The 18,261-nt window shown below is 62.9% G+C and carries 18 protein-coding genes; 10 read left to right on the forward strand and 8 right to left on the reverse strand.

Annotation, left to right across the window (positions count from 1 at the left end):
- Positions 1 to 4: 4 nt before the first annotated feature.
- On the forward strand, positions 5 to 433 hold the full coding sequence (locus tag RTW82_RS03520) for a hypothetical protein (protein ID WP_052351279.1): 429 nt from the start codon (positions 5 to 7) through the stop codon (positions 431 to 433).
- Between the two features lies 1 nt (position 434).
- Here the strand turns inward: RTW82_RS03520 and RTW82_RS03525 are convergent, their stop codons facing one another.
- From RTW82_RS03525 to RTW82_RS03535, 3 genes are all read right to left on the reverse strand, one after another.
- Positions 435 to 698: a PilZ domain-containing protein gene (locus RTW82_RS03525; RefSeq protein WP_021219938.1), complete on the reverse strand. Its 264-nt coding sequence runs from the start codon at positions 696 to 698 to the stop codon at positions 435 to 437.
- A gap of 83 nt (positions 699 to 781) precedes the next feature.
- The gene (locus RTW82_RS03530) at positions 782 to 1,669 is read right to left on the reverse strand and encodes a lysophospholipid acyltransferase (RefSeq protein ID WP_316924259.1); all 888 of its coding nucleotides are present in this window, start codon (positions 1,667 to 1,669) and stop codon (positions 782 to 784) included.
- A gap of 82 nt (positions 1,670 to 1,751) precedes the next feature.
- Positions 1,752 to 2,303, reverse strand: coding sequence for a DNA-3-methyladenine glycosylase I (locus RTW82_RS03535; protein ID WP_316924260.1), 552 nt, complete (start codon positions 2,301 to 2,303; stop codon positions 1,752 to 1,754).
- 208 nt (positions 2,304 to 2,511) lie between these two features.
- On the opposite strand from RTW82_RS03535, the gene glyQ reads away from it, so the two are divergent.
- The 4 genes from glyQ (at position 2,512) to RTW82_RS03555 (ending at position 6,901) form a co-directional block, all read left to right on the forward strand.
- The gene (gene glyQ / locus RTW82_RS03540; protein WP_031287876.1) at positions 2,512 to 3,459 is read left to right on the forward strand and encodes a glycine--tRNA ligase subunit alpha; all 948 of its coding nucleotides are present in this window, start codon (positions 2,512 to 2,514) and stop codon (positions 3,457 to 3,459) included.
- A complete protein-coding gene (gene glyS / locus RTW82_RS03545) occupies positions 3,456 to 5,510 on the forward strand; it encodes a glycine--tRNA ligase subunit beta (RefSeq protein ID WP_265170156.1) in 2,055 nt (684 codons plus the stop codon). The genes glyQ and glyS overlap by 4 nt, the downstream gene beginning before the upstream one ends.
- Positions 5,511 to 5,586: 76 nt before the next feature.
- Complete coding sequence (gene gmhB, locus RTW82_RS03550) at positions 5,587 to 6,117, forward strand: D-glycero-beta-D-manno-heptose 1,7-bisphosphate 7-phosphatase (RefSeq protein WP_021219943.1); 531 nt, start codon at positions 5,587 to 5,589, stop codon at positions 6,115 to 6,117.
- Between the two features lie 13 nt (positions 6,118 to 6,130).
- Positions 6,131 to 6,901 (forward strand): lysophospholipid acyltransferase family protein, encoded by a 771-nt coding sequence (locus RTW82_RS03555; protein WP_316924261.1) that lies wholly within the window; start codon positions 6,131 to 6,133, stop codon positions 6,899 to 6,901.
- A 129-nt stretch (positions 6,902 to 7,030) separates the two neighbouring features.
- On the opposite strand, the gene RTW82_RS03560 is transcribed toward RTW82_RS03555, so the two are convergent.
- The 5 genes from RTW82_RS03560 to dnaA form a co-directional block, all read right to left on the reverse strand.
- Positions 7,031 to 7,219, reverse strand: a complete 189-nt coding sequence (locus RTW82_RS03560; RefSeq protein ID WP_316924262.1) for a hypothetical protein — start codon at positions 7,217 to 7,219, stop codon at positions 7,031 to 7,033.
- Positions 7,220 to 7,284: 65 nt separating this feature from the next.
- Positions 7,285 to 9,705: a DNA topoisomerase (ATP-hydrolyzing) subunit B gene (gene gyrB / locus RTW82_RS03565; protein WP_316924263.1), complete on the reverse strand. Its 2,421-nt coding sequence runs from the start codon at positions 9,703 to 9,705 to the stop codon at positions 7,285 to 7,287.
- Positions 9,702 to 10,811: a DNA replication/repair protein RecF gene (gene recF / locus RTW82_RS03570; protein ID WP_316924264.1), complete on the reverse strand. Its 1,110-nt coding sequence runs from the start codon at positions 10,809 to 10,811 to the stop codon at positions 9,702 to 9,704. The genes gyrB and recF overlap by 4 nt, the downstream gene beginning before the upstream one ends.
- Positions 10,812 to 10,818: 7 nt before the next feature.
- Positions 10,819 to 11,922, reverse strand: coding sequence for a DNA polymerase III subunit beta (gene dnaN, locus RTW82_RS03575; RefSeq protein ID WP_263400189.1), 1,104 nt, complete (start codon positions 11,920 to 11,922; stop codon positions 10,819 to 10,821).
- A gap of 38 nt (positions 11,923 to 11,960) precedes the next feature.
- Positions 11,961 to 13,424 (reverse strand): chromosomal replication initiator protein DnaA, encoded by a 1,464-nt coding sequence (dnaA, locus tag RTW82_RS03580; protein ID WP_031286948.1) that lies wholly within the window; start codon positions 13,422 to 13,424, stop codon positions 11,961 to 11,963.
- Positions 13,425 to 13,948: 524 nt separating this feature from the next.
- Between dnaA and rpmH the strand changes: the two genes are divergently transcribed.
- The 5 genes from rpmH (at position 13,949) to mnmE (ending at position 17,912) form a co-directional block, all read left to right on the forward strand.
- Entirely contained in the window at positions 13,949 to 14,083 is a 135-nt protein-coding gene (rpmH, locus tag RTW82_RS03585; protein ID WP_021217136.1) for a 50S ribosomal protein L34, read from the forward strand.
- Positions 14,084 to 14,097: 14 nt separating this feature from the next.
- Positions 14,098 to 14,502, forward strand: a complete 405-nt coding sequence (rnpA, locus tag RTW82_RS03590) for a ribonuclease P protein component (RefSeq protein ID WP_043241807.1) — start codon at positions 14,098 to 14,100, stop codon at positions 14,500 to 14,502.
- Positions 14,495 to 14,740, forward strand: a complete 246-nt coding sequence (yidD, locus tag RTW82_RS03595; protein WP_021217138.1) for a membrane protein insertion efficiency factor YidD — start codon at positions 14,495 to 14,497, stop codon at positions 14,738 to 14,740. The genes rnpA and yidD overlap by 8 nt, the downstream gene beginning before the upstream one ends.
- A 2-nt stretch (positions 14,741 to 14,742) precedes the next feature.
- A complete protein-coding gene (gene yidC, locus RTW82_RS03600) occupies positions 14,743 to 16,458 on the forward strand; it encodes a membrane protein insertase YidC (RefSeq protein ID WP_316924265.1) in 1,716 nt (571 codons plus the stop codon).
- An 86-nt stretch (positions 16,459 to 16,544) separates the two neighbouring features.
- Positions 16,545 to 17,912: a tRNA uridine-5-carboxymethylaminomethyl(34) synthesis GTPase MnmE gene (mnmE, locus tag RTW82_RS03605; protein ID WP_316924266.1), complete on the forward strand. Its 1,368-nt coding sequence runs from the start codon at positions 16,545 to 16,547 to the stop codon at positions 17,910 to 17,912.
- The last annotated feature ends 349 nt before the right edge of the window (positions 17,913 to 18,261 follow it).

Consider the following 18,261-nt stretch of genomic DNA (forward strand, 5'->3'; position numbering starts at 1 on the left):
CGCCATGAGCCGCCTCGTGCCCTTCGCGCTGGCCACGACCCTGGCGCTGCCGGCCGGCGCCGCCGAGCCCAATGGGCCCTATACCCTGCTCGAAGCCTCGCGCCCGCTGTTCGAAGGCGTGACCAACACCGACAGGGCCACGGCCGAAGCCTGCGCGGGCTGGTCGATGTCGAAGGCCCAGGTCGAGCGTTTCTTCACCCTTGGCGAGCTGCTCGATGGCGTGGTCCTGCATCACCAGTTCGCCTGGCTGCCCTGCAGCATAGAGGGCCGGGTGCATGACGGGCGTGGCCAGGTGTGGAACTTCCGCATCAACGCGGCGGCCACGGCCACCACCTGGCGTGGTGACGGGCCGACCCGGGAGGAATACCGCTGGGGTTGTCGCCGTGAAGGCTGCGAATCCCTGGTGCTGATGGGCGCCGAGGGCGACGGCTGAGTCAGCGATCGATGAAGCGCAGGCCGACGCCTTCGACATCCGCGCGCATGATCTCCATCTGCAAGACCGGCGCCTCGAAGGGCAGGTCCTGGACCTGGCCAGTGACGATGGTACCCAGGGGCAGGGCGACGAGATCGGGGTGGCGCACGTAGACACCACCATCGGAGAGGTCGCGGGTCTGGGCGAGTATTTCGCCGAAGCTTTCGTGACTGATCTTGATCCGGCACTTCATCGGAGTGCGCGGGTACTGCCGCTGGTTCGACATCGTCTGTTCGCCATCCTCAGCCTTGGTGTGCCGTTAATAGCCTAAATCACAGCGGCGACGGAAAAAAGGCGCCATAAGGCGCCTCAATACCAGCGTTTCTCCCCTTCGGGGCGCTTCTTGAAGCGCTTCATGCTCCACATGTACTGGGTCGGGTAGGTGCGCACGTAGCGCTCGACCACAGCGCTCATCGCGGCGACCGAGGTCTCGACGTCCTCGCTGTACATGGCCTCGGGCGCGGCCTCGAGGATCACCTTGAAGCCGGAGCCATCGGGCAGGCGCAGCGCATGCAGGAACACCCCGCGGGCCTTGCCGCCGGAAAGCATGCCGTGGACGAACTTGCTGGTCAGCGCGGTGGTGCCCAGGAAGGGCACGAACAGGCCGCTGGAAAGGCTCGGCTCGGGGTCGGCCGGAATGCCCACGGCACCGCCCTTGCGCACTTCCTTGATGACGCTGAGGATGCCTTCACGGGTGGAAGGGGCCACACGGTTGCCCAGCTGCACGCGCTGCTTGCGCAGCAGCTCGTCCACCGCCTTCAGCTTCGGCGGGCGGTAGAAGATGATCGGTTTGCACTGGTCGCAATAGAAGTGGTTGAGCACTTCCCAGTTGCCCAGGTGGCTGGTGATGCCCACCACGCCCTTGCCGCTGGCCAGCGCCTCGCGCAGCACCTCCAGGCCCTCCACCTCGCGCACCAGGCCGATGGATTTCTGCGCCGGCCAGATCCAGGCACAGGCGCTTTCGGTCAGGGTGCGGCCGATGTCCATCAGGCTCAAGCGGGTGCGCTCGTCCAGCTCGGCCGCGTTCAGCTCGGGGAAGCACTTGGACAGGTTGATGCGCACCACCTCGCGCGAGCGGTTGGGCAGGCGCCACATCAGCCAGCCGATGGCGGCGCCCAGGCGCTGGACCACGCCCCAGGGCAGGAGGGCGAAGAGCCGCAGGAATCCCACGACCAGCGCGCCTTTGAACTTCTCCACGGGCAACTCCAGCAATCGACGAGGCGCGTATTCTAACCAGCCGCGCGCCAGCGTCGATGACCAATTGGTCTCGACGGAGACGTCAGCCCTTCAGCGCCGGGTAGCGATCGCAGTCGGTGGTGTGGTCCATGACCATGCCGCAGGCCTGCATGAAGGCATAGCAGATGGTCGGGCCGACGAAGGTGAAGCCGGCCTTCTTCAGCGCCTTGCTCATGGCTTCGGCCTCGGGCGTGACCGCCGGCACCTCGCCACGCCCGACGAAGTGATTGATGCGCGGCACCCCGCCGACGAAGGACCAGAGCAGCTTCACCGGGTCTTCCAGGCGCAGCCAGGCCTGGGCGTTCTGCCGCGCGGCCTTTAGCTTGGCGAGGTTGCGGATGATGCCCGGGTCCTGCATGCGTTCCTCGATCTCCTCGTCGCTCATGCGCGCCAGGCGCTGGGCGTCGAAGCCGAACATCACCTCGCGGTAGCGCTCGCGCTTCCTCAGCACGGTGATCCACGACAGCCCGGCCTGGAAGCCTTCCAGCAGCAGCATCTCGAAGAGCCCCTGCGGGTCACGCTGGGGCACGCCCCATTCAGTGTCGTGGTAGTCGATGTAGAGCGGGTCGTCGTTGCACCAGAAGCAGCGGGGCATGGGGGGTCCTTCCTGGAACGGGGAAAGGCGCACTATACGCACCAGGCTGTATAAAAAACCAGTAATGCGAGAGCCGCAAACCGACGGCCGGAAGGAGAGGCGGGCCGCCTCCGGGGAAATCAGCGAGACGCCTGTGGCTGCTGGGTTCGGCGGGATTCGATCGGGTATACTCCCCGGCTTTGTCGCAGCCTCAGCACAGGTAAATTTCGTGAGCCAGACTACGCCTGCCGTGCGCACCTTCCAAGACCTGATCCTCGTCCTCCAGCAGTACTGGGCGGAGCAGGGTTGCGTGGTGCTGCAGCCCTACGATATGGAAGTTGGCGCCGGCACCTTCCACACCGCTACCTTCCTGCGGGCCATCGGCCCGGAAACCTGGAACGCTGCCTATGTGCAGCCCAGCCGTCGCCCCACTGACGGTCGCTATGGCGAGAACCCCAACCGCCTGCAGCACTACTACCAGTTCCAGGTGGTCCTCAAGCCCAACCCGGAGAACTTCCAGGAGCTGTACCTGGGTTCGCTCAAGCGCATCGGCATCGATCCGCTGGTGCACGACATCCGCTTCGTCGAGGACAACTGGGAATCCCCCACCCTCGGCGCCTGGGGCCTGGGTTGGGAAATCTGGCTGAACGGCATGGAAGTCACCCAGTTCACCTACTTCCAGCAGGTCGGTGGCATCGAGTGCTACCCGGTGACCGGCGAGATCACCTATGGCCTGGAACGCCTGGCCATGTACCTGCAGGGCGTGGACTCGGTCTATGACCTGGTGTGGACCGACGGCCCCTTCGGCGTGGTCACCTATGGCGACGTGTTCCACCAGAACGAGGTGGAGCAATCCACCTTCAACTTCGAGCACGCCAACGTGCCGAAGCTGTTCGAGCTGTTCGACTTCTACGAGAGCGAGGCCAATCGCCTGATCGAGCTGCAGCTGCCGCTGCCGACCTACGAGATGGTGCTCAAGGCTTCCCACACCTTCAACCTGCTGGATGCCCGCCGCGCCATCTCGGTGACCGAGCGCCAGCGTTACATCCTGCGTGTGCGCACCCTGGCCCGCGCCGTGGCCCAGAGCTACCTGCAGGCGCGCGCGCGCCTGGGCTTCCCCATGGCCACCCCCGAACTGCGTGACGAAGTACTGGCCAAGCTGGAGGCGGCAGAATGAGTGCACAAGATTTCCTCGTCGAACTGGGCACCGAAGAGCTGCCACCCAAGGCCCTCAAAACCCTCGGTGACGCCTTCCTCGCCGGCATCCTCGGCGGCCTCAAGAACGCCGGCCTGAGCCACGGCGCCGCCCGCGTCTACGCCGCCCCGCGTCGCCTGGCGGTGCAGATCGAGCAGCTGGCCACCCAGCAGCCCGACCGCAGCGTCAACCTCGACGGCCCGCCGCTGCAGGCCGCCTTCGATGCCGCCGGCAACCCGACCCAGGCCGCCCTCGGCTTCGCCAAGAAGTGCGGCGTCGACCTCGAGCAGATCGACAAGAGCGGCCCCAAGCTGAAATTCAGCCAGACCATCCCCGGCCAGGCCGCCGCCGGCCTGCTGGCCGGTATCGTCGAAGCCTCCCTGGCCGCCCTGCCGATTCCCAAGCGCATGCGCTGGGCGGCACGTCGTGAAGAGTTCGTGCGCCCCACCCAGTGGCTGGTGATGCTCTTCGGCGACGAGGTGGTCGACTGCGAGATCCTCGCCCAGAAGTCCGGCCGCGAAACCCGTGGCCATCGCTTCCACCACCCTGAACACGTCCGCATCGGCAGCCCCGCCAGCTACCTGGACGACCTGCGCGCCGCCCACGTGCTGGCCGACTTCGCCGAGCGCCGCGAGATCATCTCCCGCCGCGTCGCCGAGCTGGCCGCCGAGCAGAAGGGCAGTGCCGTGGTGCCTGCCGACCTGCTGGACGAAGTCACCGCGCTGGTGGAGTGGCCGGTACCCCTGGTGTGCTCCTTCGAGGAACGCTTCCTCGAGGTGCCGCAGGAAGCGCTGATCACCACCATGCAGGACAACCAGAAGTACTTCTGCCTGCTGGATGCCAACGGCAAGCTGCTGCCGCGCTTCATCACCGTGGCCAACGTCGAGAGCAAGGACCCGGTGCAGATCGTCTCGGGCAACGAGAAAGTGGTACGCCCGCGCCTCACCGACGCCGAATTCTTCTTCAAGCAGGACAAGAAGCAGAAGCTGGAAACCTTCAACGAGCGCCTGAAGAACGTGGTGTTCCAGGCCCAGCTCGGCACCGTGTTCGAGAAGGCCGAGCGCATTTCCGCCCTGGCCGCCTACGTCGCCGAGCAGGTTGGCGCCGACCCGGTGAAAGCCGCCCGCGCCGGCATCCTCGCCAAGTGCGACCTGGCCACCGAGATGGTCGGCGAGTTCCCGGAGATGCAAGGCATCGCCGGCTACTACTACGCCAAGAACGACGGTGAAGCGGAAGACGTCGCCCAGGCCCTGAACGAGCAGTACATGCCGCGCGGTGCCGGCGCCGAACTGCCGCAGACCCTGACCGGTGCAGCCGTGGCCGTGGCCGACAAGCTGGATACCCTGGTGGGGATCTTCGGCATCGGCATGCTGCCCACCGGCAGCAAGGACCCCTTCGCCTTGCGTCGCCAGGCCTTGGGCGTGCTGCGCATCCTCATCGAGAAGCAGCTCGACCTGGACCTCGCCGGCGCCGTCGACTTCGCCATCGCCCAGTACGGCGCCAAGGTGAAGGCCGAAGGCTTGTCCGCACAGGTGCAGGACTTCATCTTCGACCGCCTGCGCGCGCGCTATGAAGACGAAGGCGTGGACGTCGCCGTGTACCTCTCGGTGCGTGCACTGCAACCCACCTCGGCCCTGGACTTCGACCAGCGCGTGCAGGCCGTCCAGGCCTTCCGCAAGCTGCCGGAAGCCGCCGCCCTGGCCGCCGCCAACAAGCGGGTCTCCAACCTGCTGGGCAAGGCCGAAAGCGCCGTGCCGGAGAGCGTCGATGCGACCCTGCTGCAGGAAGCCGCCGAGAAGGCCCTTGCCGAGGCCGTAGCGGCCGCCGAGCGCGCGGTACAGCCCATGGCCGCCGCACGCTGCTACAGCGAAGCCCTGGCCCATCTGGCAAGCCTGCGTGAGCCGGTCGACGCCTTCTTCGAAGCAGTGCTGGTCAATGCCGAAGACGCCGCCGTCCGCGCCAACCGCTACGCCCTGCTGGCGAAGCTGCGCGGCCTGTTCCTCGGCGTCGCCGATATCTCGGTATTGGGGTAAGAGAGCCTGAAGCTGGAAGCCTGAAGCGGCAATGGTTTCGCTTCCAGCTTCCGGCTTCTAGCTTCAAGCTGAAGCCATGAAATTACTCATCCTCGACCGCGACGGTGTCATCAACCAGGACTCCGACGCGTACATCAAGTCCGTTGAAGAATGGATCCCCATCCCGGGCTCGATCGAAGCCATTGCGCAGCTGTCCCGCGCAGGCTGGACCGTGGCCGTGGCCACCAACCAGTCCGGCGTCGCCCGCGGCTACTACCCCCTGGAAACCCTCGATGCCATGCATGCGCGCCTGCGCGAGCTGGTGGCGGAGCAGGGCGGGGAGGTGGGGCTGATCGTGCATTGCCCCCACGGCCCGAATGACGGCTGCGATTGCCGCAAACCGAAACCCGGCATGCTGAAGCAGATCGCCGCGCACTACGGCGTACCTCTGGTCGGCGTGTGGTTCGTTGGCGACAGCAGTGGTGACCTGGAAGCGGCTCAGGCCGTCGATTGTCAGCCCGTTCTGGTTAGGACCGGCAAGGGCGAGATCACCCTGGCGAAGGGTTTGCCCGGGAATACGCTTTTATTCGACGATCTGGCGGCCATCGCCGCGCACCTTCTCAACTAAGGCCAAGGACACCATGACGACAGTGCAGGCAATCAGAACCTTCTTCTTCTACCTGCTGCTGTCGTCCAGCGCCTTCGTCTGGGGCACGCTGAGCTTCTTCATCGCCCCCTTCCTGCCGTTCCGCGCCCGCTACCGCTTCGTCGTCTGGCGTTGGTGCCGCTTCGCCACCTGGCTGGCGAAGACGGTTGCCGGTGTGCGCTATGAAGTGCACGGGCTGGACAACATCCCCGCCGAGCCCTGCGTGATCCTGGCCAAGCACCAGAGCACCTGGGAGACCTTCTTCCTCTCCGGCTTCTTCGAGCCCCTGAGCCAGGTGGTGAAGCGCGAGCTGCTGTTCGTGCCCTTCTTCGGCTGGGCCATGGCGCTGCTCAAGCCCATCGCCATCGACCGTAACAACCCCAAGGCGGCGCTCAAGCAGCTGGCCAAGCAAGGCGACGAGCGCCTCAAGCAGGGCGCCTGGGTGCTGGTCTTCCCCGAGGGCACCCGCGTGCCAGTGGGGCAGATGGGCAAGTTCTCCCGGGGTGGCACGGCGCTGGCGGTAAACGCCGGGATGCCGGTGCTGCCCATCGCCCACAACGCGGGCAGCTTCTGGCCCAAGGAAGGCTGGGGCAAGCGCCCCGGCACCATCCAGGTGGTCATCGGCCCGCTGATGTTCGCCGAGGGCAGCGGCCCCCGCGCCATCGCCGAACTCAACGACCGCGCCCACGCCTGGGTCGAGCAAACCCAGCGCGAAATCGAAGGCCTGCAGCAGCCGCTGCAAGAGCCCATTTCCAGCCAAGCCTGAATCTGTGGATAAGCTGTGCATGAAATGCCGGCTTTGTGCCATTGGAAGCGCTGGAGGCCTTGATCTGAGAGGCTTTCAGCCAGGCTGGGGAAAACTGGGAAAAAGTGCATAAGCTTCTTTCCGTTGGTGCTATCCCTTGAGGTACTTGGAGTCCAGCGCGTTGAAGCAGCGGATGATCCTATCCCTGCCCGCCATAGGAAATTCCTTCTCCGTCTGCACCACCAGCACCGTCGCCTTGACCCTTCCGGAACGCACCAGGCGCATCATGTAGGCGGAGATTTCCTCGTCGCTCGGCACCGGTTTTTCTTCGTCACTCATCGTGTTCTCCATTCCAATAAAAAGCCCCGGCATGCCGGGGCTTTTCCTTGCGATCCGTCCTCGACTCAAACGTCGAGGTTGGATACCGCCAGGGCATTGCTTTCGATGAAGTCACGACGGGGTTCGACCGCATCACCCATCAGGGTGTTGAAGATCTGGTCGGCGCCGATGGCGTCCTCGATGGTGACCTTGAGCATGCGGCGCACGTTCGGGTCCATGGTGGTTTCCCACAGCTGCTCCGGGTTCATCTCACCCAGCCCTTTGTATCGCTGGATGGTGTGGCGCTTGGTGCTTTCGGTCATCAGCCAGCTCAGGGCTTCCTTGAAGCTGGTGATGGCCTTGCGGCGCTCGCCACGCTGCACGAAGGCATCTTCTTCCAGCAGGTTGTTCAGCTGGTCGCCCAGGGCGGTTACCAGCTTGTAGTCGTTGCTGGCGAAGAAGTCGCGGTTAAAGGTGATGTAGTGGGACAGGCCATGGGCGACCTGCTCCACCTCGGGCAGCCAGAGGTGACGCTCGCGGTCTTCACGCAGGCTGGCGGAGTAGGTCAGCCCGGACTTCTCGGACGCGCTCAGGCGCGCCTGGAAGCCTTCCAGCCAGCTCTGCATGGCGGCCTGGTCGGCCAGCTGCTCCACGCTTACGCGGGGCAGGTAGATCATGTGCTCGGTGAGCTCCTGCGGGTACAGGCGCGACAGGCGCTTGAGGGTGCGCATCACCGCACGGTACTCGTTGACCAGGCGCTCCAGGGCCTCGCCGGAGAGGCCGGGGGCGCTCTCGTTGACGTGCACGCTGGCGTCTTCCAGGGCCGACTGGGTCATGTATTCATCCATGGCCTCGTCGTCCTTGATGTACTGCTCCTGCTTGCCACGCTTCACCTTGTAGAGCGGCGGCTGGGCGATGTAGATGTAGCCGCGCTCGATCAGCTCGGGCATCTGGCGGAAGAAGAAGGTCAGCAGCAGGGTACGGATGTGCGAGCCGTCGACGTCGGCGTCCGTCATGATGATGATGTTGTGATAACGCAGTTTGTCGATGTTGTATTCCTCACGCCCGATACCGCAGCCGAGCGCGGTGATCAGGGTGCCGACTTCCTGCGACGACAGCATCTTGTCGAAGCGAGCCTTCTCAACGTTGAGGATCTTGCCCTTAAGCGGCAGGATCGCCTGGGTCCTGCGGTTACGGCCCTGCTTCGCAGAACCGCCCGCGGAGTCACCCTCCACTATGTAGAGTTCGGAGAGGGCAGGGTCCTTCTCCTGGCAGTCGGCAAGCTTGCCGGGCAGGCCGGCGATGTCCAGGGCGCCTTTACGGCGGGTCATCTCACGGGCCTTGCGCGCGGCTTCACGGGCACGGGCGGCGTCGATCATCTTGCCGACGACGGCCTTGGCTTCGTTGGGGTTCTCTAGCAGGAAGTCGGCGAAGTACTTGCCCATCTCCTGCTCGACCGCAGTTTTGACTTCGCTGGAGACCAGCTTGTCCTTGGTCTGGGAGCTGAATTTCGGGTCCGGAACCTTGACCGAGATGATGGCGGTGAGGCCTTCACGGGCATCGTCACCGGTGGTGGCGATTTTGAATTTCTTCGCCAGGCCTTCCTGCTCGATGTAGTTGTTCAGGTTACGCGTCAGCGCCGAGCGGAAGCCGGCAAGGTGGGTGCCGCCGTCGCGCTGGGGGATGTTGTTGGTGAAGCAGAGGATGTGCTCGTTGAAGCTGTCGTTCCACTGCAGGGCCACTTCCACGCCCACGCCGTCTTCTTCGCGCTGCATGTTGAAGTGGAAAATCTGGTTCACCACGGTCTTGTTGGTGTTCAGATAATCGACGAACGCCTTCAGGCCACCTTCGTACTTGAACAGCTCTTCCTTGCCGGAGCGCTCGTCACGCAGGACGATGCCCACGCCGGAATTGAGGAAGGAGAGCTCGCGCAGGCGCTTGGCCAGGATGTCCCAGCTGAAATGGATGTTGTTGAAGGTCTGGCCGGAAGCCTTGAAGTGCACTTCAGTGCCGGTGCCATCGGTCTCACCGACCGGGCGCAGGGGGTACTGCGGCACGCCGTGGTGGTAGATCTGTTCCCAGACCTGGCCCGCGCGGCGAATGGTAAGGCGCAGCTCTTCGGAGAGGGCGTTCACCACCGATACACCCACACCGTGCAGACCGCCGGAAACCTTGTAGGTGTTGTCGTCGAATTTACCGCCGGCGTGGAGCACGGTCATGATGACTTCGGCAGCGGAGACGCCTTCTTCCTTGTGGATGTCCACCGGAATGCCACGGCCGTTGTCGCGAACGGTGATGGACTCATCGGTGTGGATGGTGATGCTGATCTCGGAGCAATAGCCCGCCAGCGCTTCGTCGATGGAGTTATCGACGACCTCGAACACCATGTGGTGCAGGCCGGTACCATCATCGGTATCGCCGATGTACATGCCGGGGCGCTTGCGTACGGCGTCCAGTCCCTTCAGCACCTTAATGCTGGAAGAGTCGTACGTATTGTTCTCGCTCATGCTTCACTCCGATGATCAAAGGTCTGGGTGATACCACCATGTTCCACGTGGAACATGGCTACCGGCGTATCCGTTCGCCAGCCGTCCCTCATTAGTTCGTGATCGACACAGGTGATGAACACCTGGCAATCCAAATCGTCCAGCAAGCGGCACAGTGCGCGCCGATGCTGCTCATCCAGTTCAGACGGTAGGTCGTCCACCAGATAGATACATTGGCCGTGCTTGGCCTGGTTCAACAGGTGCCCCTGCGCGATTCGTAGCGCACAGACGACCAGCTTCTGCTGACCACGCGAAAGGATATCGGCCGCGTTATGCGCTCCAAGGCGCAGTCGCAAATCGGCTCGTTGGGGGCCAGATTGGGTGTGTCCCATTTGCTGGTCCCGGAGGAGGGAAGAGGCGAGTACGTCGGAAAGCTGGCGATCTTTATCCCAGCCTCGGTAGTAGCTCAGGCTGAGCGCATCGAGTTCGACCAACTCACCCAGGGTGCGTTCGAAAACAGGCTTCAGGGCCTGAATATAGGCCCGTCGATAACCGTCGATTTCATCGCTGGCCAAGCACAGTTCCCGGTCCCAAGCCGCTTGCGAAACGGCGTCAAGTGTACCATGCCGGAGCCACGAGTTCCGCTGTCTCAGGGCCTTCTGCAGGCGCTGCCAAGCAGGCAGAAATCGAGGTTCCACGTGGAACACTCCCCAATCGAGGAACTGTCTCCTGATCTTCGGGGCGCCTTCGAGCAAACGGAAACTGTCCGGGTTGATTACCTGCAGCGGCAGCGTTTCGGCGAGCTGCGCGGCACTGCGCGCATTCTGTCCATCGATACGGATCTGGAACTCGCCTTGGCGATCGCGTGAAATCCCCAGGCTGCTGCTACGCCCTTCGAGCAATTCAACCTGGCCGAATACCGTGCAGGCAGGCTGCTCGTACTGGATGACCGGTTGCAGTTTGGTGCTGCGGAAGGAGCGGGCAAGGCCGAGGAGATAGATGGCCTCGAGCACGCTGGTTTTACCGCTGCCGTTGGCGCCGTGAATGATGTTGATGCGGGGAGAGGGGGAGAGTGTCACCGGGTGCAGGTTACGCACCGCGGTGACAGTGACGCGGCTGAGGGACATCGAGTGGTTACAGGCGCATCGGCATAACGACGTAGGCAGAGTCGTCGTTGTCCGCTTCCTGGAGCAGGGCGCTGCTGTTGGAATCGGAGAGGATCAGACGTACTTGATCAGTGGTCATCACGCCCAGCACGTCCAGCAGGTAGCTGACGTTGAAGCCGATTTCCAGGTTGCTGCCGTTGTACTCGACGGCGACTTCTTCCTCGGCCTCTTCCTGCTCCGGGTTGTTGGCCTGGATTTTCAGCAGGCTGGCAGCCAATTGCAGACGGATACCGCGGTACTTCTCGTTGGAAAGAATCGCAGTTCGGCTGAAGGCTTCACGCAGGGCCTGACGATCACCCACTACCAGCTTGTCGCCGCCACGGGGAAGGACGCGCTCGTAATCCGGGAACTTGCCGTCCACCAGCTTGGAGGTGAAGGTGAACTCGCCGGTGGTCGCACGGATGTGGTGCTGGCCAAGGACGATGCGCACTTCGCCGTCCTGCTCGGTGAGCAGACGAGCCAGTTCGAGAATGCCTTTGCGCGGCACGATCACCTGATGACGATCAGCCTGCTCGATACCGGATTCCATGGAGCACATGGCCAGGCGGTGGCCATCGGTGGCGACGGCGCGCAGCAGGTTGGCGCTGACTTCCAGCAGCATGCCGTTCAGGTAATAGCGGACATCCTGCTGGGCCATGGCGAAGCTGGTGCGTTCGATGAGGCGACGCAGCTTGCTTTGCACCAGGCTGAAGGTCAGCGAACCCGGGCCTTCCTCGACGGTGGGGAAGTCATTGGCAGGCAGCGTCGACAGGGTGAACTTGCTGCGGCCGGCCTTGATCAGCAGCTTCTGCTCATCCACGCGGATGTCGATCAGCGCATCGCTCGGCAGGCTCTTGCAGATATCCATCAGCTTGCGTGCCGGAACGGTGATCTCGCCAGGCTCGGCGGTCTCTTCCAGGGCTACGCGGCCAACCAGTTCGACTTCGAGGTCGGTACCGGTGAGCGACAGCTGCTGGCCTTCCACGACCAGAAGAACGTTGGAGAGAACCGGCAAGGTCTGGCGGCGCTCGACGACGCCGGCGACCAGTTGCAGGGGTTTCAACAGGGCTTCGCGTTGAATGGTGAAATGCATGGTCTAGTCCCTTGCCTCAATGGGCTGCGCTTGAGCTATCAAGTGGTGAGCGTACGCAGCAGGTTCTTGTAGTCCTCGCGGATATCCGCGTCGGATTCCCTGAGTTCCGCAATCTTACGACAGGCGTGCAGAACTGTGGTGTGGTCTCTTCCGCCAAAGGCGTCGCCGATCTCCGGAAGGCTGTGGTTGGTCAGCTCCTTGGAAAGAGCCATGGCCACCTGGCGCGGACGCGCAACCGAGCGCGAACGGCGCTTGGAAAGCATGTCGGAGATCTTGATCTTGTAGTACTCGACCACGGTGCGCTGAATGTTATCGATGCTGACCAGCTTGTCCTGCAGGGCCAGCAGGTCCTTCAGCGACTCACGGATAAGCTCGATGGTGATGTCGCGTCCCATGAAGTGGGCGTGGGCAATCACCCGCTTCAGAGCGCCTTCCAACTCACGCACGTTGGAACGAATGCGCTGGGCGATGAAGAACGCGGCATCGTGGGGCAGGTCGACCTTCGCCTGCTCGGCCTTCTTCATCAGAATGGCGACGCGGGTCTCCAGCTCCGGCGGTTCCACGGCGACCGTCAGGCCCCAGCCGAAGCGGGACTTGAGGCGCTCTTCCAGGCCCTCGATCTCTTTCGGGTAACGGTCGCTGGTGAGGATCACCTGTTGGCCGCCTTCAAGAAGGGCGTTGAAGGTGTGGAAGAACTCTTCCTGGGAGCGTTCCTTGCGCGCGAAGAACTGGATGTCGTCGATCAGCAGGGCGTCCACCGAGCGATAGAAGCGCTTGAACTCGTTGATCGCGTTCAGCTGCAACGCCTTGACCATGTCTGCCACGAAACGCTCGGAGTGCAGGTAGACGATCTTGGCGTTGGGGTTCTTCTTCAGCAGGTGGTTGCCCACCGCATGCATCAGGTGGGTTTTACCCAGGCCCACACCGCCATAGAGGAACAGCGGGTTATAACCATGCTTGGGGTTGTCCGCCACCTGCCAGGCAGCCGCGCGGGCCAGCTGGTTGGACTTGCCCTCGACGAAGTTCTCGAAGGTGAAGGTGCGGTTCAGGTAACTGGTGTGCTTGAGCGCACCTTCGACCTGGACCGAACGCTCGGTGCGCACAGCCTGTGGCGCTGAGACCGACGCCAGGGGATCGAAGCCGCCCCGGGAGTCCTGCACCGTTTCCACGCGCTGCGCAGCGACAGGCGCAACCGGGGGTGCGGTCATCACAGGCGGAGCCGTAATCGGCAGCGGCGCGACACGCGGCGGCATGCTGCGTTTGCTGCCTATTAATAAGGAAAGGGCTGGGGCGAGTCCGTTGCCGCGCTCGCCGAGCAGTTCGAGAAGGCGGCCCATGTACTTTTCATTGACCCAATCCAGCACGAAACGGTTGGGCGCGTAGACACGGAGCTCGTCTCCCTCGGCCTCGACCTGCAACGGGCGGATCCAGGTGTTGAATTGCTGGGCGGGCAGCTCGTCACGCAGTAGCTCGACGCACTGCTGCCAAAGTTCCACTGACACGGATATCCCCCAAACGGAAAGGAGTACGACGCGAAAAAACAGGCGTCATTGTAGCTGCCGTGGACAAAGTTATCCACATGAAGAACGGCGTTTCACCAAGGAAAATCAAGATGTTATTGGATATCTCCAATCCAGGAGCAACGCTCAGGAAGTTTGTGGATAACCACACAATAACCCTCTGGACAACCCCACCCGGAACACGGTGGACAACCGCCCTGTGGGCAACTCGTACTTTAATCCCCAGCTTGCCCCCAGACCGCGCACAGCCAGGGCACCGCTTTCGGACAGGCTTATCCTTTGGTCAAGCCTTCGCCTACCGCAGCTCAGAGGCAGTTTTCCACAGGACCTGATGCCACCAAGAGTTATAAACAAAACAAGCCTTTCTTAAGTACTTCTTCCTTTCTTATTCTTTTGATCGGAACAGGTTGGTTGGAAATTGACCTGCACGCGCCATTTCTCTAGAATCGCCGGTCTCTTTAAACGGGGGCCACGTCGGCCCGTTGTGATCACCCAGGTAAAGCATCATGAAACGCACTTTCCAACCCAGCACCATCAAGCGCGCTCGTGTTCACGGTTTCCGTGCCCGCATGGCTACCAAGAACGGCCGTGCAGTCCTGTCGCGTCGCCGCGCCAAGGGCCGCAAGCGTCTGACTGTCTGATTCACCCGGAACAGGTGGTGAGTCGAGGCTTCGGCCGGGAGAAGCGTCTGCTGGTCCCCCGGCAATTCAAGGCAGTCTTCGACTCCCCAACCGGCAAGGTTCCCGGCAAGAACGTCCTGCTGCTCGCGCGCGACAACGCTCTGGATCATCCCCGCCTCGGCTTGGTGATCGGCAAGAAGAGCGTCAAGCTTTCAGTCGAACGCAACCGCCTCAAACGCCAGATCAGAGAAACCTTCCGCCACAACCTCGAGTTGCTGGCCGGCTGGGACATTGTGATCGTGGCGAAAAAAGGCCTGGGTGATCTGGAGAACGCAGAACTGAAGCATCAGTTCGAAAAGCTCTGGAAGCGTCTAGCCCGCAGCCGGCCTCGCCCTGAATCCCCGACCGAATCAGGGGTGGCCGACAGTCCCCATGCGTAAACTGGCCCTCGTACCGATCCAGTTCTACCGCTATGCCATCAGCCCGCTGATGGCCAGTCACTGTCGCTTCTATCCCAGCTGTTCCTGCTACGCGCTGGAGGCCATCGAAAACCATGGTCTCCTGCGCGGTGGCTGGCTGACTGCGCGTCGGCTGGGCCGCTGTCATCCCTGGAATCCCGGCGGCTACGACCCGGTTCCGCCCGTAAAAACCTCCCAATCCTCTTCGATGGCCGAGTAATCATGGATATTCAACGCTCGATCCTGATCGTCGCCCTGGCAATCGTGTCCTATCTGATGGTTCTCCAATGGAACCAGGACTACGGCCAGGCCGCCTTGCCGACCGCCAGCGCACCCGCCGCCAACACCGCGACGCTGCCTGACTCCGCGACTCCGACTCAGCAAGCCGCCAATGACGACGTCCCGACCGCCGACAATACCGAGCACAGCGCACCTGCCGCTGCTCAGGTAGCGCCGAGCAACGAGCTGATCCGCGTCGAAACCGACGTGCTCAACCTGGCCATCGACCCCAACGGCGGTGACATCGTCCAACTGACCCTGCCGAAGTACCCCCGTCGCCAGGATCGCCCGGATGTCCCCTTCCAGCTCTTCGACAACGGTAACGAGCGTCTGTACCAGGCCCAGAGCGGCCTGATCGGCACCAACGGTCCCGATGCGCGCCCCACCGGCCGCCCGCTCTACAGTGCCACTCAGCGCCAGTACAAGCTGGAAGACGGCCAGGACCGGCTGGTGGTCGAGCTGACCTTCAGCGAAAACGGCGTCAACTACATCAAGCGCTTCACCCTGACCCGCGGCAAGTACGACCTGCAGGTCGCCTACCGCATCGATAACCAGAGCGCCCAGGCCTGGAACGGCAGCATGTACGCGCAGCTCAAGCGCGACGGCAGCGCCGACCCGTCCTCCAGCACCGCGACTGGCGTTTCGACCTACCTCGGCGCCGCCGTCTGGACCCCCAGCGAGCCCTACAAGAAGATTTCCACCAAGGACATCGACAAGCAGGACGAGAAGCGCCGCGAAGGCAATCCTGACGCCTGGTTCAAGGAAAGCGTGAGCGGTGGCTGGGTCGCCTGGCTGCAGCACTACTTCGTCACCGCCTGGGTCGCCGACAAGGGCCAGACCAACGTCATCCAGACCCGCAAGGATCCGAAAGGCAACTACATCGTCGGCTTCGTCGGCTCCAGCCTGGCAGTATCTGCCGGTGCCCAGGCGGAAACCTCGGCCACCCTGTATGCCGGTCCGAAGGTCCAGGATCACCTGAAGGAACTGTCCCCGGGCCTGGAACTGACCGTCGACTACGGCTTCCTGTGGTTCATCGCCCAGCCGATCTTCTGGCTGCTGCAACATATCCACAGCATCCTCGGCAACTGGGGCTGGTCGATCATCGCCCTGACCGTGCTGATCAAGCTCGCCTTCTTCCCCCTCTCCGCTGCCAGCTACAAGTCCATGGCCCGCATGCGCGCCGTGTCGCCGAAGCTGCAGGCGCTGAAGGAACAGTTCGGTGACGATCGCCAGAAGATGTCCCAGGCGATGATGGAGCTGTACAAGAAGGAGAAGATCAACCCGCTCGGTGGCTGCCTGCCGATCCTAGTGCAGATGCCGGTCTTCCTCGCCCTCTACTGGGTACTCCTGGAAAGCGTCGAGATGCGCCAGGCCCCATGGATGTTCTGGATCACCGACCTGTCGATCAAGGATCCGTTCTTCATCCTGCCGATCATCATGGGCGCCACCATGTTCATCCAGCAGCAGCTGAACCCGACGCCGCCGGATCCCATGCAGGCCAAGGTGCTGAAGCTGATGCCGATCATCTTCACCTTCTTCTTCCTCTGGTTCCCTGCCGGCCTGGTGGTTTACTGGGTGGTCAACAACTGCTTGTCCATCGCCCAGCAGTGGTACATTACCCGCAAGATCGAAGCAGCGACGAAGAAAGCAGCGGCCTGATAATCACGCTGTAATCCGTTGAACAAGACGCCCCCTCAGTGGGGCGTCTTGCTATCCGCCATTCAGTGACCTTCCGGGAGCCAGCCATGAACGCTGTGCGTGAAACCATCGCCGCCGTCGCCACCGCCCAGGGCCGTGGCGGCGTCGGCATCGTCCGGGTCTCCGGCCCACAGGCATCGCGTATCGCCCAGGCCATCGCCGGTCGCCAGCTCAAGCCCCGCCATGCCCATTACGGCCCCTTCCGGGATGCTGCCGGCGACACCCTGGACGAAGGCCTGTCACTCTATTTCCCCGGCCCCAACTCATTCACAGGCGAGGACGTGCTCGAACTGCAAGGCCATGGCGGCCCCGTGGTCCTCGACCTGCTGTTGCGCCGCTGTCTGGAGCTGGGCGCGCGCCAGGCCCGCCCGGGCGAGTTCAGCGAACGTGCGTTCCTCAACGACAAGCTCGACCTGGCCCAGGCGGAGGCCATCGCCGACCTGATCGAGGCCAGCTCCGAGCAGGCCGCGCGCAACGCCCTGCGCTCCCTGCAGGGTGAATTCTCCCGTCGCGTACAAGGGCTCACGGAAAGGCTCATCCAGCTGCGCATCTATGTAGAAGCCGCCATCGACTTCCCGGAGGAGGAAATCGACTTCCTCGCCGATGGCCATGTCCTGGGACTGCTGGATGGCGTTCGGGATAACTTATCCACAGTCTTGCGTGAAGCTGGCCAGGGCGCACTGCTGCGGGAAGGCATGACGGTGGTCATCGCCGGGCGGCCCAATGCCGGCAAATCCAGCCTGCTCAACGCCCTGGCAGGCCGTGAAGCCGCCATCGTCACCGAGATCGCGGGCACCACGCGGGATGTACTGCGCGAACATATCCACATCGACGGCATGCCGTTGCACGTTGTGGATACTGCAGGCCTGCGGGATACCGATGACCATGTGGAAAAGATCGGCGTAGAGCGCGCCCTCAAGGCCATCGAGGAAGCGGACCGCGTCCTCCTGGTGGTCGACGCCACAGCAGCGGAAAGCGCCGATCCCTTCGCCCTCTGGCCCGAGTTCCTCGACAGCCGCCCCGACCCGGCCAAGGTCACCCTGATCCGCAACAAGGCGGACCTGTCGGGCGACGCCGTCGACCTGCAGACCAGCGCCGATGGCCACGTCACGCTGAATCTCTCCGCCCGTTCAGGAGAGGGTCTGGAGCTGCTGCGCGAGCACCTCAAGGCCTGCATGGGTTACGAGCAGACCGCCGAAAGCAGCTTCAGCGCGCGTCGGCGCCACCTGGAAGCCCTGCGCCAGGCCAGCAGCTATCTTGAACATGGTCGCTCGCAACTCACCCTGGCCGGGGCGGGTGAACTGCTGGCGGAGGACCTGCGCCATGCTCAACAGGCACTGGGGGAGATAACCGGCGCCTTTAGCTCGGACGACCTGCTGGGTCGTATCTTCTCCAGCTTCTGCATCGGCAAGTAGCGGTTTTCCGCTGATGGAACGAGCCACCTTCGGGTGGCTTTTTTATGCCCGCCGACTTATCCAGAGGCAAATAAACCCTGTTGATAACTAGTCCTGAACCCCGTCGATAAGCCTGAGGATAACCGGGGGCATAACCGCCCTGTGCATAAGTACCCATTCCATCCACAGGGGGTGCACGGCTTACCCGGAGGAAACCGCCAGGTTCAGCACAGGCTTATCATTCTCTGCAGCCAGCGGCCTTTATGGTCTTGAGGCACTTATCCACAAAAAAGCCGTTCACCATTCATATAAACAATGAACAAGCTCTATAAGAATTCTTTCTCTCTTCTTATCTATTAGCCCCGAAGCC

It is taken from the genome of Pseudomonas sp. zfem005 (assembly GCF_032621735.1).
Classification (GTDB): Bacteria; Pseudomonadota; Gammaproteobacteria; order Pseudomonadales; family Pseudomonadaceae; genus Metapseudomonas; species Metapseudomonas solani.